Below are 14,073 nucleotides of genomic sequence, written 5' to 3' on the forward strand. Positions count from 1 at the left end.
AAACTGTGGTCGTCGGCGCCGTTGGGTTGTGTACCGCCGCAATTGCGACGGTTCCTTCAGAAGAGTAGTTCGCTACGGCTACTGGTAAAGTTTAGTGCTCTGAATTCAGCTCTATAACTTTTGATCGAGAAAGCACCCATAACTTTATGGGTGCTTTTTGCTGATTGGGTAGTTGGTGATGAGTAATCTTCTTTATGCTCTACCATTATTCATTTTGCAAAATGTTAAAGAACATCCCTTTGATCGGCAAAATGCCATTATTCGGACAAGTTAACAGGTTTAAGAAATATCAGGTTGTACTCCAGCAGAGCGAAGAAGACTGCGGGGCGGCTTGTTTGGCTTCGATCGCCAAATTTTACGGACAGAATTTTACCATTAGCCGTTTGCGAGAATCTGCGGGTACAGGCCAAAAGGGGACAACTCTGCTGGGCTTGAAACAAGGCGCTGAGGCGGTGGGCTTTAATGCTCGATCGGTGCGAGCAGCGGCTGCTATTTTAGACAAAATTGACGAAGCACCTTTACCGGCTATTATTCACTGGAGCGGGTACCACTGGGTTGTTTTGTACGGAAAGCAGGGCGACAAATATGCGATCGGCGATCCGGCTGTCGGTATGCGCTATATTTCCAAAGAAGAATTAGCAGCAGGTTGGACAGATTGGCTGTGCTTGCTTGTAGACCCAGATCCCGATCGATTTTTTGCCGAAGCAGACGGCCAACCGCCCGCCAATTCCTTACAAAAATGGATGCGCCGGGTTTGGATTTACCGCCAGCTTTTAATGGAAGCACTGTTGATGAATGTGGTGTTGGGTTTGCTGTCGATTGCTTCACCTTTTCTCGTACAACTGCTCACCGACGACATTTTGGTGCGGGGCGACACGCAACTTTTGGCAAGTGTGGCGATCGCAGTTATAGTTATGAACCTATTTAGCAGCAGTTTAGGATTAGTACAGTCGAACTTAATTGCTCAATTTTCCCAGCGTTTAGAGTTGGGATTGGTCATGGAATTTGGGCGTAAATTCCTGCGATTGCCTTTAAGCTTTTACGAAACCAGACGCAGCGGCGAAATCGTCAGTAGATTACAAGATATCCAAGAAATCAATAAATTAGTTTCTCAATTTGCGATCAGCTTACCAAGTCAATTTTTTATAGCTGTAGTTTCTTTTATTTTCATGTTGTTTTACAGCAAGGAACTGACGCTGGCTGCTACAGTCATCGCTTTATTCATGACTGCCTCTACAGTAGTTTTTCTGCCCGTATTGCAGCAAAAAACGCGGAATTTATTTGTACTGGAAGCAGAAACTCAAGGCGTTTTAGTAGAAACCTTTAAAGGCGCGCTGACAGTCAAAACGACTAGCAGCGCCCAGCAACTTTGGGAAGAATTTCAAGGTCGCTTCGGTCGTTTAGCGAGTCTTACTTTTCGCACTACACAAATTGGCATTCTCAATAATATCTTTTCTGGCTTTGTTGCTTCAGCGGGCAGCATTACCCTGCTGTGGTTGGGCAGCGGGTTGGTGATTGACAAGGCATTGAGTATCGGTCAGTTGCTAGCATTTATTAGCATGAATCAAAACGTTACTACTTGGGTGACTTCCTTGGTCGAATCTACTGATGAAATGGCTCGCGTGCAGACAGCAACTCAACGGCTTTCGGAAGTCATAGACGCTGAGCCAGAAAGTAAAAGCGATATTAATAAACCTGTGGTAACGCTTCAAGGCGGCGACGAAATTGTTTGTAAGAGTGTGAATTTTCACTACCCAGGCAGACTTGACTTGTTGGAAAATTTTTCTGTGACGTTTCCGGGCGGTCACGCAATTGCTTTAATCGGTTATTCTGGTTGTGGAAAAAGTACGCTAGCTAAGGTAATTGCTGGTCTGTATCCGCTGCAATCTGGTAATGTGAGAATTGGCGGTTACAATTTGCAAGATTTGTCTCTCGATTGTCTCAGACAGCAGGTGGTTCTTGTTCCCCAAGAAGCTCATTTCTGGAGCCGTTCGATTCTCGATAATTTTCAGTTGGGGAGTCCTGATGCCACTTTTGAACAGATTGTGAAAGCTTGCAAAATTGCCGGGGCGGATGAATTTATAAGCCAATTACCGGATAAATATCAAACTGTTTTAGGGGAGTTTGGGGCGAATATTTCGGGGGGACAAAGACAGAGATTGGCGATCGCCCGTGCCATTCTCAATAACCCGCCCGTGTTGATTCTAGACGAGTCTACCGCAGGGCTAGATCCCGCCAGCGAAGCGGAAGTCTTGGAAAATTTGTTGATGTACCGGCAGGGGAAAACTACGATTTTTATCAGTCACAGGCCCCGAGTGATCGATCGCGCCGATTGGATTATCATGTTAGAACGCGGCAGGTTGAAACTGCAAGGATCTGCTGCAAAATTGCGATCGATTCCCGGAGATCACTTAGAGTTTTTGGAACCTTAGACAAAATTGCAAAAATAATTAGGACGGGCTAGAAGCCCATCCCACAATAAAAAAAATTGTGGAACGGGCATCTTGCCCGCCCAATCTATGATTGTGGAACGGGCATCTTGCCCGCCCAATCTATGATTGTGGAACGGGCATCTTGCCCGCCCAAATGATTGTGGAACGGGCATCTTGCCCGTCCAATCTATGATTGTGGAACGGGCATCTTGCCCGCCCAATCTATGATTGTGGAACGGGCATCTTGCCCGTCCAGCTATTGTTGCAATCTTGTCTAATGCACCCGACAAACTAGGGGAATCGCCTCCTGATTTTCCAACACCAAACCGTACTCCAAACCCTCAACAACCGCCTGACAAGAAGCATCCAAAATATTACCAGAAACCCCAACCGTCGTCCAACGATCGTGGCCGTTACTAAACTCAACAAACACGCGAGTTTTAGCCGAAGTTCCCGCACCAGAATCCAGAATTCGCACCTTGTAATCTGTCAGATAAAAATGCGCTATCGCCGGATAAAAATTCACCAAAGCTTTCCGCAAAGCCGCATCCAAAGCCGAAACCGGGCCGTTTCCTTCCGCACATTCCAGAATAATTGTACCGTTTACTGACAATTTCACAGTTGCCAAAGCGGTACAATCTTCGCCAACCTTATCGCAGTGAACTTGAAATCCATGAATTTCAAACCACCGCTGCCGCTTTTCCAAAGCTTCCCGCATCAACAATTCAAAAGACGCCTCAGCACCCTCAAATTGATATCCCTGACTTTCCAAATCTTTCAACTTTTCCAGAATTTGGCGGCAAGCAGGATTTTTGCGATCGAGTTCAATACCAAAAGTCTTAGCCTTCGCCAAAACATTACTCAAACCCGATTGATCCGAAATCACAATTCGCCGGATGTTGCCGATTTTTTCCGGTTCCAAGTGTTCGTAAGTTAACGGATTTTTTTCAACCGCCGATACGTGAATTCCGCCCTTGTGAGCAAAAGCCGAAAGGCCAACAAAAGGAGCGTGATCGTCGGGAGCAAGATTAACAATTTCGCTGACGGAGCGACTGACTTGAGTTAATTTCGCTAATTGCTCATCTTGAATGCAATCATAACCCAACTTGAGCTGAAAATTAGGAATCAAGGAACACAAATTAGCATTACCGCAGCGTTCGCCATAACCGTTAATAGTTCCCTGTACCATCGTCACCCCTTCCCGCACACCAGCCAGAGCATTAGCAACGGCAACTCCAGAGTCGTTGTGAGTGTGAATTCCTAACTGTAAAGATTGAGTTAGTTCAGTTCCTAAAGCCGCTAAAACATCACGCACAACTTGACTAACTTCGTCAGGCAAAGTACCGCCGTTGGTATCGCAAAGCACCAGCCATTCTGCACCAGCATCCGCCGCTGCCATTAAAGTTTTAATCGCATACTCGGGATTGTGTTTGTAGCCGTCAAACCAGTGTTCGGCATCGTAAATAACGCGCCTTCCCTGACTCCGTAAATATTCAATAGTATCTCGAATCATCGCCAGATTTTCTTCTAACGTCGTCTTCAAACTTTCAATTACGTGCAAATCCCACGACTTGCCAAACAGCGTTACCCAGCGAGTCCCCGCAGACAAGATAGGCTGCAACATTTCATCATTGGCTGCCGTTTTTCCCGGTCGTCTGGTCGAACAAAAAGCGACAACTTCTGCTTGAATTAATGGCTGTTCTTTGAGCCGCCAAAAAAATTGTACGTCTTTAGGATTTGCTCCCGGCCAGCCACCTTCAATAAACGGAATTCCTAAACTGTCTAACTGTCGAGCAATTCGCACTTTGTCTTCGAGAGATAAGCAGAGTCCCTCGCACTGAGCGCCGTCTCGCAGCGTGGTATCGTAGATCCAGAGCCGATTTTTCATGGGAATTCTCAATTCTCAATTGGTAATATATCACTTATCATATTAGATGAAATTATTTGAAATAAATGCGATAATATATAGGAAAATTAACATAAATCTAATCGGGGTAAATTACTGTGGTTAAGGTACAAGCGCAAGGAAAAACATTTGAGTGCGATCGCGGATCGAATCTCCGTGAAGTCTTGCTCAAAAACGGCATCGATCTCTACAACGGCAACGCCAAAGTCATCAACTGTCACGGTTTGGGGACTTGTGGCACCTGTGCCGTCACCATCGAGGGCGAAGTTTCCGAGTCCGAGTGGCGTGAAAAAGCGCGACTTTCGATTCCTCCCCATTCTCCCGCATCAAACCGCCGTTTGTCCTGCCAGACTAAGGTTTTGGGCGATATTAAGGTGACAAAATATGATGGTTTTTGGGGCCAGGGCTCGGAAACTGTATGGAAACCTCAAGGATAGATTTTTGGTGCAGGAAGGCTGATAAGCTGTAGTGCATTTAGATTGCATATTTTGGGTGGTGCTGCGAAGCCCACCCCACAAGAAAATATGTAAGACTTGCCCCAAAATTCTAACTGTAAGGTGCGAACACCAGCACCTTACCCTCAAGAAGGCCCCGAGGTAAAAAAGCCAGACAGTCCATAGAAAAGTCAATGAATTCATCTCAAGATATTCTGATTATTGGTGGCGGAATTATCGGCCTTTCCCTAGCAGTTGAACTGAAATTGCGAGGGGCATCTGTCGCTGTTCTTACCGCCGATTCTCCACAACCGACGGCCCGGGCTGCTGCCGGAATGCTCGCTCCCCAAGCGGAACGAATTCCCCCCAGTCCGATGCTGGATTTGTGCTTGCAAAGTCGCGCGCTGTATCCTTCCTGGGTGGAACGCCTGGAAGAGATTACGGGGTTGAAAACGGGGTATTGGCGATCGGGAATTCTCGCACCAGTTTGTCAAAACGATCCTCAACAACAGCCGCTATTGTCAAACCTTAACTCTCATTGGTTAGACAGAGATACTGTTCGCCAGCACCAGTTTGGATTGGGTGAAGAAGTAATCGGTGGTTGGTGGTATCCTGACGACGCTCAAGTGGACAACCGCGCTTTATTTCGGACGCTACAGAGCGCAACCAAAGAATTGCAAATTGAGATTATTCAAGATACTGCAAAGGAAATTATTCGGCATGGAAACCGAGTTTTTGGCGTAGAAACAACGGCAAGAAAATTGCAAGCAGACCGTTATGTTTTGGCGGCAGGGCCTTGGTGTGAGAAGTTATTGAATGTTCCGGTTTTTCCCAGAAAGGGGCAAATGCTGTCAGTGTGCGTACCAAAAGATTGTGCAGTTATGCAGCCATTGCAAACAGTTTTATTCGGGACTGGCATTTATATTGTGCCGCGTCAAGATGGCAGAATTATTATTGGTGCAACTAGCGAGAATGTGGATTTTACCCCTGGAAATACCCCAGCGGGAATCCAAAGTTTGCTAGCAGGAGCGATTAAGTTATATCCCGAATTGCAGAATTATCCGATTCTAGAGTTTTGGTGGGGATTTCGGCCTGCTACGACGGATGAGTTGCCGATTTTGGGTGCTTCTGCTTGGGATAATTTGACATTGGCAACTGGGCATTATCGCAATGGCATTTTGTTGGCTCCGGTGACTGCTAAGTTGTTGGCTGATTTGATGTTAAATCGAAAGTTAGATCCGTTGTTGGCTGCTTTTAATTATGCGAGGTTTGCATTTTCCTGACATTCGGTTTAATCGTTCGGACTTTAGTCCTCTCTTTATAAAGATAAATGAAGCAGGACTAAAGCCCTTACTACGAACTTAATTTTGGCGTAAGTCCAAATTAGTTAGATTCCGTTTTTTTGGGTAGGTTCAATTCCCTGCATTTAAGCGCAGCCAAATCGTAAGCATTTTGGTAATCTTTACCGCCTAACATCACATCGCCGTAATATTCATAGGGTTGATTTCCGTAAACCGGCAGCGGATCGTCTTCTGGATAATCTTCTTTTGATTCGTCTAGAATTGCTTTGAGTTTCTTGACGCTCAATCGCTGGGCGGGGAAGTAATGAATGTCTTGAGCATTGAAGCCAAGATGCGGAAAAGTTGGGTCAACAATGCGCTCGTTGAGTTCAATCCAGCTATACTCGATGGGTTTGTAAGGCGCTCCGGGTGCAGCTAAAAAGCCTTGAACGTAGATTGCGCCTTCGGTGGTTAATGCTGCTTTGGAAGCGTTATCAAAGCAGTTTTTACGGTTGCTTTTAATGCGAGTGGCGATTTCAATAGAAAGCGTCTCGTCTAACAGTTCGCTCATGATTTATTCTAGTTGCGCGTGCGACTAAATTGTAGCAAGTCGGAGCTGCGATCGCAAAAAACGAACGATCGCCAATCACGATCGCTCCTCAAATTCCCGTTTCCACGAGTCGAGCCAAAATCCTCTGCGGTGGTGGATGTTGTGTCACATTTGGGTTTCGGGGGCGGTTTGTCAAAGGCGTAAGCGGGGGTGATACGCGCCGAAAAGTCGATCGCCCGCATCAACTTCCCGGCGGATCGCAAGATTTGGGAGTCGCCGAATGTTTGAGAGTGCGATCGAGTTATCTATTTAGCAAAGTGGCTAAATGCTGCACGGATGGCGATGAACCACACCATCAGGGTTGAGAATAGGTAGAGGTAGAAGCGCAGCAGGATTAGATTGAATGTACAATGAACGATGCTGTGCAAAGCGCGAAAGCCAACGAAGATCCAAGCCGCATTCACATAAACTGCATCTACCTGGTTCGTGATGAAAAGGTATAGCACCAGCGCATAAAACAGGACGGGAATCTCGAACAAATTCTTGAAGTTATCGGACGGATTTGATACCTCTGGTGGCGAGATTTGTGCCAGCATACCAGGTACAGCCAGCTCCTTCGGGGCGAGCTTTGTATTGTTGAGGAAAGTGATACGGCGGATGTAGAGATAAACCCAGACTACCAGTGTCACAAACACCATTGCAAAGAAGGGACTAAAAATTGCATTTTGCATCGTTTTTACCTATAAAACTCAATTGTTCTGAAGATGGGCGGGCGATAAAATGCGCCCTACGCTATGTACAAGAATTGAAGAAACAAAGACTAAGGTAAATCCAATCAGAGGATGGAGTACCTCTAGGTGAAAAGGAGTGTTGAGATGAATGGTCAAAAATTGTAGTCCCAGCAGTACGGGTAGACTTGCGGTGAGACGTTGTATTTGAGGTGAGAATCGAGTCAGCAGCGACCATCCCAGTAATAATAATGACAGCCCGCTATATCCTCGGACTAGCCAAACATGAATATCCCACCATGCAGGATTGACAAAGTAAGCGAATCCAACCGTTAACAATTGAGCAATCAAGCAGAGGTTAAAGACGACTGAAGTCGCATAAAAGCCGATCGGCATCCAACGCATGGGAGTGCGATCGCGCTCAATTTCCGAATTGATGGTCATGTCACGTTATTTTTGATACTTTTGATAATATAAGCTGAGTAATTCAGCAGTCATAGACCCCGATCGGGTACACTTTTCGCTATCACGACGATGACAAATTCCTTACAGCATTTATTTGAAGCAATCAATCAAGTCAAAAACGAACAAGATCTGCGATCGCAAGTCGTGCCGCAAATCGGCGAGTATTTTGCCGCTAAGCGATCGGGAGTCTTTTTCTTTGACCAACTGCCTTTGTTAGATAAAAAATTTCATAAAACCCTGGAAATTGCACTATCAATCGAATATAATCCTATTGCGCGTTATCTAGTTGAGCGCCATGCTCCAGTCCACGAAGCACTGGTAGCATCACCCAAAGTTTGGACGATGATTTGTCCTCGCCCCGATCATTGGCACGTGATGGCGGGCCCGATTGTAAGTTGCGGTCAATTAGTGGGTGTATTCGGTTGCACTCGCGAACAGTCAATGTCTGCTTTTGATGCACAAAATTTAGCAGATTTGAGTGGAATTTGTTTGCACTTATCTGTCTGGAGTGCAACAATGCGATCGCCATACCAGCCTTTCAAAACCAATCGCTTAACGCCTCGTGAATTGGAAATTGCCGAGTTGGTGGCTTTGGGACGAACTAACGCCGAAATTGGGACTGAACTTTGGATTACTGAAAATTCTGTGAAGCAAGCTCTGAAGCGAATGTTCCGCAAGCTTGAGGTTTCATCCCGCGCGCAGATGGTGGCACAACTTTCTGCTACAAAATACGAGCCTAGTGTCAAGCAGTCTGTATCAAATTTGGTGCTCAACGGCGATCGATAACATTTTGCTTGCGCCCTCACCGATTAGCCAACCGTATAGTAGTATGGTATTATTTGATTTTCTGTCAATCACCTGCAATCTAAACTATATTCTCAGCTAAGCACTTATCCACACTACAGACATACTGAATGAAAAGCGCGATCAAAAAGTCGGATTTTGTGCTATCTCCTTACATGAAGAGCAACAATTTCAAAGCTACATACCAACTACTCAATACAGTCATCCCCTATACATTTTTATGGTTTTTAGCATTTAAAGCTGCTGCCATTTCTGTATGGCTGCTGCCACCGATCATCGTGTTGATGATACTCTTTTCAGGACGCTGTTTCTCCTTGATGCACGATTGCGGACACTATTCTCTGTTTAGTTCCAAAAAAGTCAATCGCACAGTGGGTTTTCTGCTAGGTATCATCAATGCAATTCCTCAGTACCCCTGGTCTAGGGGACACGCTTACCATCACAAAAATAATGGTAATTGGGATATGTACCGAGGCCCTTCGGCGTTGATTTCCACCGAAAAGTTTGCGGCACTCAGTCCATTTAACCAAAAGATATATCAGTTGCTCAGACACCCGCTGATGCTGTTTCCTGGTGGCTTTTTCTACCTGATTATCAAACCAAGACTCGCGCTAATATTGGGAATTGCTGGTTTTGTCAGACATACTTTTGATTGTCTCAATCAAGATTTAGGTATGGGTTTATCTAGAATAATTGCTTCCTACAAATCCAAACACTGGTATACGACGGCTGAGTTTTGGGATTTACTCTTCAACAATATTTGTGTGGTGGGTAGCTGGCTTTATCTGGGTAACTTACTTGGGTTTGGGTTTTTCTGGAGTGTTTACTCAATTGTGATGACTTGTTCGGCGGCGATATTTATCTGCATCTTCTTTGTGCAGCATAACTTTGAGGGTTCCTACGCTCACAAGACAGAGGGCTGGGACTATCTGCTTGGTGCGATCGAAGGTAGCAGTTATCTAAAATTACCAACTATTCTCAATTGGTTTTCGGCTGATATTGCTTACCACAATATTCATCATCTGTCTGAGCGAATTCCTAATTACAATCTTCGGGCGTGTCACAATGCTAATTTGCACCTGCTTGGTAATTCAAGAATCCTGACAATTCGCGAGATTCCTGATTGTTTTAAGTTCATTCTTTGGGATGCTGCTTCAGATAGTCTGCAATCGATCGCATCATTTAGACAACAAGTAGAAATAATTTGATTCCCGTACTATGCAACCCAACGATCGGCTTTTCGGGGAAGCTGTCAACTGTCAACTGTCAACTGTCAACTGCTATACATTCTGCTCTGGAAAGAAGGTAAAAAAATGAATTTATTTGTTGTTGTACTTGGAGTTTTGTTTGTACTGCTGGCGATCGCCCTTCTGATCTATTTAATCACGGCTCGCCCTTATCAATCATCGGACTCCGTGGCCAATTCCTACGACGAATGGACGGAAGACGGGATTCTCGAATTTTATTGGGGCGAGCACATCCACTTGGGCCATTACGGTGCGCCGCCACAACGCAAAGATTTCCTCGCAGCCAAATCGGATTTTGTGCATGAAATGGTGCGCTGGGGAGGCTTGGATAAATTACCTGCCGGTACTACCGTCTTAGATGTGGGCTGTGGAATTGGCGGTAGCAGTCGTATTCTCGCGAAGGATTATAAGTTTGCTGTCACGGGGATTACGATCAGCCCGCAGCAAGTTAAACGCGCTCAAGAATTAACTTCCCCAGATCTCGATTTGCAGTTTCGGGTGGATGATGCTATGGCGCTGTCGTTTCCAGATGCGAGTTTTGATGTGGTTTGGTCGATCGAAGCTGGGCCGCATATGCCAGATAAAACCGTGTTTGCGAAAGAGTTGATGAGAGTCGTCAAGCCCGGTGGCGTGGTGGTTGTGGCGGATTGGAATCAAAGGGACGATCGCAAAATCCCGCTCAATTTCTGGGAGAAACCAGTAATGCAGCAACTGCTGGATCAATGGTCACATCCGGCTTTTTCAAGCATCGAGGGCTTTTCAGAACTTTTAGAAGAAACGGGGTTTGTGGAGGGCGCTGTAACCACCGCAGATTGGACGCAAGAAACCCTTCCTTCCTGGATAGATTCTATCTGGCAAGGTATAGCTAGACCGGCCGGATTAGTGCGTTTTGGTGTATCGGGTTTCATCAAGTCTCTGCGAGAAGTACCGACTCTTTTACTAATGCGTTTAGCCTTTGGTGCGGGGCTTTGCCGCTTTGGAATGTTCCGCGCACTGCGAGCAAATTCGGTAGAAAGAAGACTGGCGGTTGAAACCGCGTCTACACAGGCAAAACCCGCCTCCGCGGGTTGAAGATATTGCAATTAAAATTACGTGGGCTAGAAAGAAGACTGGCGGTTGAAACCGCGTCTAGACAGACAAAACCAGCCTCCGCGGGTTGAAGATATTGCAATTAAAATTACGTGGGCTAGAAAGAAGACTGGCGGTTGAAACCGCGGCTAGACAGACAAAACCCGCCTCCGCGGGTTGAAGATATTGCAATTAAAATTACGTTATTCTCTTCAGTCTCGCGTTGCGCGGACTTCGTTTGTGTAGACGCGGTTTCAACCGCCGTCTAGCGGTTTCAACCGCCGTCTTATCTTAGAGATAATTTGAATATGAGCTAGATCATAGAAAGCTTTGGAACAATTTGGCAAACTGAGAGTAAGGTTAAATAGGAGGTCAATTTTATGACCAATATTGCTCTCAATTTTAAGACTGCACCGGGGCATGAAGTGCTGGCGGCGGCTGGCAAGAAAATGCTGAGGCCGGGGGGAAAAGTTGCTACGGAAATGTTGTTTGAATGGGCGGATTTTCAAGCGGGCGAAACTGTTTTAGAGTTGGCTGCTAGTTTTGGATATAGCTCGATCGCCCTTGCGGAACGTTTTGGCGTTAAAGTAGTGGGAGTTGAGAAGAATCCCGACAGTGTGGCGCGCGCTCGTGCTAATGTTGCAGCAGCGGGTTTGGGCGATCGAGTCCAAATTGTCGAAGCAGATATTTTTCACTTGGATCGGATTTCCCAAGAGTTTGATTGGGTGTTGGCTGAAGCTATCCTGACGATGCAGTCAGGGTGGGGGAAAGCTAAAATTATATCGGGAATTTGCGATCGGCTAAAACCGGGCGGCAAGTTTCTTTCTCACGAACTTTTAGCTAGAAACCGAGAATCAGAAATTCACAAAGCTTTGTCGGAAGTGATTCGGGCTAATTCAACGCCTTTGTCTGAGTCTGGCCCGATTGCTGTTTGCCAAAACGCGGGTTTGCAAGTAGAAAAGTGTCAAACTGGGGCGATGGGACTCCTCAACTTGCCACGAATGGTTGAAGACGAAGGTTTTGTGGGTACTGTGCGGATTTTGTGGAATATTTTAAGTAAATCGCAAATTCGCGATCGTATTTTAGCAATGCGTCAAGTTTTCCAAAAGTACGATCGCGATTTAGACTACATCATCCTTTGTGCAACAAAACAATATTAAGGGATTCAAAAATCATGACTGCTACTCTTTTACCGTTAGAATCTTCCGCAATCCAACTCCGAGAAGCAATTGAATATCCCGCCGCCGGAGTGCTGAGCAAAATTTTAGTAAAGGACAATAATTGCCAGTATACCCTACTTTGTCTGGCTGCTGGTAGCGAGGTTTCCGAACACTCTTCGCCGCGCAATGCCACAGTTAATGTAGTCGAAGGAAAGGGAATTTTGACTTTGGAAGGTAAGGATATTGTCTTGGAACCGGGGGTGTTTGTTTTTATGCCCGCCCGTGCTCCCCACGCCTTGAAAGCTGAAGAAAACTTGGCGTTTATTTTGACATTTTCGGAGTAAAATAATACTGTCAATTCTGATTAATTTCAAGAAACTAGCATTAGTATTTTATTTGAAAATCAACCTCTCGATCCCCCTAGCCCCCCTTAAGAAGTAGGGTGGTTTTATTGTGAGGATAGGAAATATAAAAATACCAACAGTATCGCTCAAAGGTTGGCTCGCGCTTGGGCCAAGGTACGTAGTTGCGCTCTTAGCGTCTTTCCTAATATTATAAAGAGCGCTGAAGCGCAACTACGTACCTAATTTTTCTGACGACAATAAAACCGCCCTGCCTAGCCCCCCTTAAGAAGGGGGGGACAAGAGCATCAAAGTCGCCACAACGATTCGGGGAACCGAAGTTTTCTTCAAAGTCCCCCTTCTTAAGGGGGATTTAGGGGGATCAAAACTTAGCGATAAACCTACCGAATCAATGTACTTCTTCCCTTCATTAATCTATGTCTTCTCCAGAGGCGATCGCCTCCAGTTGTTTCCAATCCAACACAGTAATTTTTCCGCCTCGACTGTAAGATACAAATGGCTTGAGTTTCTTAAACAACCGCACGCATTCTTCGTAGGTGATGCCAATACTGCGAGCAATTTGATAGTAGGGAAAACGTTTTTCTAAACATACACTATTATCCACAATCTTCGTACCTTGCTCGATGCCAAAGTAATGAATGAATCTCGCCAGCCGCACGATCGCCCTTTCCGACACCAAACCGTGTACAGTCTCGTGCAGTTGCTGCAACCGCTGGTTAAAAACCGCCAATATTCGCAAAGCAATCTCAGGATTTTGCCGAATTGCTGCTAGCAAAAATTCCCGTTCTGTGGTAAGAACTTGCACGTCAGTTTCTGCCGTCACCGTTGCCGACGCAACTCCGTTACCCAGCAAAGCAGGTGCGGCAAAAATATCTCCCTGAAATAAAGTACGCAAAATTGTTTCTTTGCCCGCCGCCGCTGTTTTTGCTACCCGCAGCGAACCGCTCAAAAGCGTGTATAATTTTTCGGGGATGCGATCGCCCTCATACATCACAACTTCTCCCTGTCGGTAACTCCGAATTGCTGTATGTTCTTGCAGTTGCTCTAAATCAGTTCGGTTTAAGCTGGCAAATATCCCAATTTGGGCCAGTTGCTCAACGGTTGCTTTCATAAATTTAACTTGAGCCGGAGTCCATTCAGAGTATCATAGCGGTGAATTCAGAATATATCGAGGCTAGCAGAGCTAGTACCTAGCTAGCGATTAAATAGACAAGGTAGTACACTTGTAGACAAATCTACGATGTACCTGTTCAAACCCTGGGCGATTCCCAAAAAACCTTGGATTGTCAGTAAAGATACTCGCTTGCGCTGGGATGTTTCGGGGAAGTTACCAGCCAAACCTACCCTGTCGGGCGATCGGTGAAATACAGTATTGAGGTCGAACAATGCTTTTATCCATCAAAACAAAGTTAAAACTAAACAAGACTCAGACAACAGTCATGAGCAAGCACGCTGGAATAGCGAGATTTACTTATAACTGGGGATTGGCTACTTGGTGTTACCTTTATCAAGATGGATTGAAGCCCAATAAATACCTGCTCAAGAAATTCTTTAACAATCATGTAAAGCCTGAGTTTACATGGATTAAAGAAGCGGGAATTTGCCAGAAGATAACTCAATATGCTTTCGACAATCTT

The 14,073-nt window shown here is 45.6% G+C and carries 16 protein-coding genes; 10 read left to right on the forward strand and 6 right to left on the reverse strand.

The genetic code is table 11. The features are described from left to right. Positions 1 to 221: 221 nt before the first annotated feature. Complete coding sequence (locus tag JGK07_RS30885) at positions 222 to 2,432, forward strand: peptidase domain-containing ABC transporter (protein ID WP_293199253.1); 2,211 nt, start codon at positions 222 to 224, stop codon at positions 2,430 to 2,432. Between the two features lie 274 nt (positions 2,433 to 2,706). On the opposite strand, the gene cimA is transcribed toward JGK07_RS30885, so the two are convergent. Further along, positions 2,707 to 4,320, reverse strand: a complete 1,614-nt coding sequence (gene cimA / locus JGK07_RS30890) for a citramalate synthase (protein ID WP_293186815.1) — start codon at positions 4,318 to 4,320, stop codon at positions 2,707 to 2,709. Positions 4,321 to 4,436: 116 nt separating this feature from the next. On the opposite strand from cimA, the gene JGK07_RS30895 reads away from it, so the two are divergent. Continuing rightward, entirely contained in the window at positions 4,437 to 4,775 is a 339-nt protein-coding gene (locus JGK07_RS30895; protein ID WP_293186814.1) for a 2Fe-2S iron-sulfur cluster-binding protein, read from the forward strand. Between the two features lie 191 nt (positions 4,776 to 4,966). After that, the gene (gene thiO / locus JGK07_RS30900; RefSeq protein WP_293193584.1) at positions 4,967 to 6,055 is read left to right on the forward strand and encodes a glycine oxidase ThiO; all 1,089 of its coding nucleotides are present in this window, start codon (positions 4,967 to 4,969) and stop codon (positions 6,053 to 6,055) included. A gap of 100 nt (positions 6,056 to 6,155) precedes the next feature. Here the strand turns inward: thiO and JGK07_RS30905 are convergent, their stop codons facing one another. From JGK07_RS30905 to JGK07_RS30920, 4 genes are read right to left on the reverse strand one after another with little or no spacing between them, the layout of a single operon-like run. Then, positions 6,156 to 6,623, reverse strand: coding sequence for a hypothetical protein (locus tag JGK07_RS30905; protein WP_293193586.1), 468 nt, complete (start codon positions 6,621 to 6,623; stop codon positions 6,156 to 6,158). An 8-nt stretch (positions 6,624 to 6,631) separates the two neighbouring features. Further along, a complete protein-coding gene (locus JGK07_RS30910; protein ID WP_293226568.1) occupies positions 6,632 to 6,865 on the reverse strand; it encodes a hypothetical protein in 234 nt (77 codons plus the stop codon). A gap of 42 nt (positions 6,866 to 6,907) precedes the next feature. Beyond that, positions 6,908 to 7,333 (reverse strand): MAPEG family protein, encoded by a 426-nt coding sequence (locus JGK07_RS30915; RefSeq protein WP_293186811.1) that lies wholly within the window; start codon positions 7,331 to 7,333, stop codon positions 6,908 to 6,910. Positions 7,334 to 7,351: 18 nt separating this feature from the next. Next, positions 7,352 to 7,774: a DUF6220 domain-containing protein gene (locus JGK07_RS30920; RefSeq protein WP_293186810.1), complete on the reverse strand. Its 423-nt coding sequence runs from the start codon at positions 7,772 to 7,774 to the stop codon at positions 7,352 to 7,354. 90 nt (positions 7,775 to 7,864) lie between these two features. Here JGK07_RS30920 and JGK07_RS30925 point away from each other — a divergent pair, with 90 nt between their 5' ends. The 5 genes from JGK07_RS30925 (at position 7,865) to JGK07_RS30945 (ending at position 12,418) form a co-directional block, all read left to right on the forward strand. Beyond that, positions 7,865 to 8,581, forward strand: coding sequence for a LuxR C-terminal-related transcriptional regulator (locus JGK07_RS30925; RefSeq protein ID WP_293186809.1), 717 nt, complete (start codon positions 7,865 to 7,867; stop codon positions 8,579 to 8,581). 128 nt (positions 8,582 to 8,709) lie between these two features. Next, on the forward strand, positions 8,710 to 9,807 hold the full coding sequence (locus JGK07_RS30930; RefSeq protein ID WP_293193596.1) for a fatty acid desaturase: 1,098 nt from the start codon (positions 8,710 to 8,712) through the stop codon (positions 9,805 to 9,807). Positions 9,808 to 9,912: 105 nt separating this feature from the next. After that, the gene (locus tag JGK07_RS30935; protein ID WP_293193598.1) at positions 9,913 to 10,917 is read left to right on the forward strand and encodes a methyltransferase domain-containing protein; all 1,005 of its coding nucleotides are present in this window, start codon (positions 9,913 to 9,915) and stop codon (positions 10,915 to 10,917) included. A 377-nt stretch (positions 10,918 to 11,294) separates the two neighbouring features. Next, a complete protein-coding gene (locus JGK07_RS30940) occupies positions 11,295 to 12,074 on the forward strand; it encodes a cyclopropane-fatty-acyl-phospholipid synthase family protein (RefSeq protein ID WP_293186806.1) in 780 nt (259 codons plus the stop codon). Positions 12,075 to 12,088: 14 nt separating this feature from the next. Beyond that, entirely contained in the window at positions 12,089 to 12,418 is a 330-nt protein-coding gene (locus JGK07_RS30945; RefSeq protein ID WP_293186805.1) for a cupin domain-containing protein, read from the forward strand. A 427-nt stretch (positions 12,419 to 12,845) separates the two neighbouring features. On the opposite strand, the gene JGK07_RS30950 is transcribed toward JGK07_RS30945, so the two are convergent. After that, positions 12,846 to 13,547, reverse strand: a complete 702-nt coding sequence (locus JGK07_RS30950) for a Crp/Fnr family transcriptional regulator (protein WP_293186804.1) — start codon at positions 13,545 to 13,547, stop codon at positions 12,846 to 12,848. Between the two features lie 129 nt (positions 13,548 to 13,676). Between JGK07_RS30950 and JGK07_RS30955 the strand changes: the two genes are divergently transcribed. Both JGK07_RS30955 and JGK07_RS30960 read left to right on the forward strand, forming a co-directional pair. Next, on the forward strand, positions 13,677 to 13,799 hold the full coding sequence (locus tag JGK07_RS30955) for a hypothetical protein (RefSeq protein WP_293186803.1): 123 nt from the start codon (positions 13,677 to 13,679) through the stop codon (positions 13,797 to 13,799). 22 nt (positions 13,800 to 13,821) lie between these two features. Beyond that, positions 13,822 to 14,073: helix-turn-helix domain-containing protein (locus JGK07_RS30960; RefSeq protein ID WP_293226570.1), on the forward strand; the 252-nt coding region annotated here is incomplete at its 3' end.

It is taken from the genome of Microcoleus sp. PH2017_24_DOB_U_A (assembly GCF_020738205.1).
In the GTDB taxonomy this organism is placed as follows: domain Bacteria; phylum Cyanobacteriota; class Cyanobacteriia; order Cyanobacteriales; family Microcoleaceae; genus Microcoleus.

Coding starts and splice junctions, on each gene's coding strand:
- JGK07_RS30925 (WP_293186809.1), top strand. CDS start 7,865: ATGACAAATTCCTTACAGCATTTATTTGAAGCAATCAATCAAGTCAAA.
- JGK07_RS30930 (WP_293193596.1), top strand. CDS start 8,710: ATGAAAAGCGCGATCAAAAAGTCGGATTTTGTGCTATCTCCTTACATG.
- JGK07_RS30905 (WP_293193586.1), bottom strand. CDS start 6,623: ATGAGCGAACTGTTAGACGAGACGCTTTCTATTGAAATCGCCACTCGC.
- JGK07_RS30920 (WP_293186810.1), bottom strand. CDS start 7,774: ATGACCATCAATTCGGAAATTGAGCGCGATCGCACTCCCATGCGTTGG.
- JGK07_RS30935 (WP_293193598.1), top strand. CDS start 9,913: ATGAATTTATTTGTTGTTGTACTTGGAGTTTTGTTTGTACTGCTGGCG.
- JGK07_RS30955 (WP_293186803.1), top strand. CDS start 13,677: ATGTACCTGTTCAAACCCTGGGCGATTCCCAAAAAACCTTGGATTGTC.
- cimA (WP_293186815.1), bottom strand. CDS start 4,320: ATGAAAAATCGGCTCTGGATCTACGATACCACGCTGCGAGACGGCGCT.
- JGK07_RS30940 (WP_293186806.1), top strand. CDS start 11,295: ATGACCAATATTGCTCTCAATTTTAAGACTGCACCGGGGCATGAAGTG.
- thiO (WP_293193584.1), top strand. CDS start 4,967: ATGAATTCATCTCAAGATATTCTGATTATTGGTGGCGGAATTATCGGC.
- JGK07_RS30950 (WP_293186804.1), bottom strand. CDS start 13,547: ATGAAAGCAACCGTTGAGCAACTGGCCCAAATTGGGATATTTGCCAGC.
- JGK07_RS30915 (WP_293186811.1), bottom strand. CDS start 7,333: ATGCAAAATGCAATTTTTAGTCCCTTCTTTGCAATGGTGTTTGTGACA.
- JGK07_RS30945 (WP_293186805.1), top strand. CDS start 12,089: ATGACTGCTACTCTTTTACCGTTAGAATCTTCCGCAATCCAACTCCGA.
- JGK07_RS30885 (WP_293199253.1), top strand. CDS start 222: ATGTTAAAGAACATCCCTTTGATCGGCAAAATGCCATTATTCGGACAA.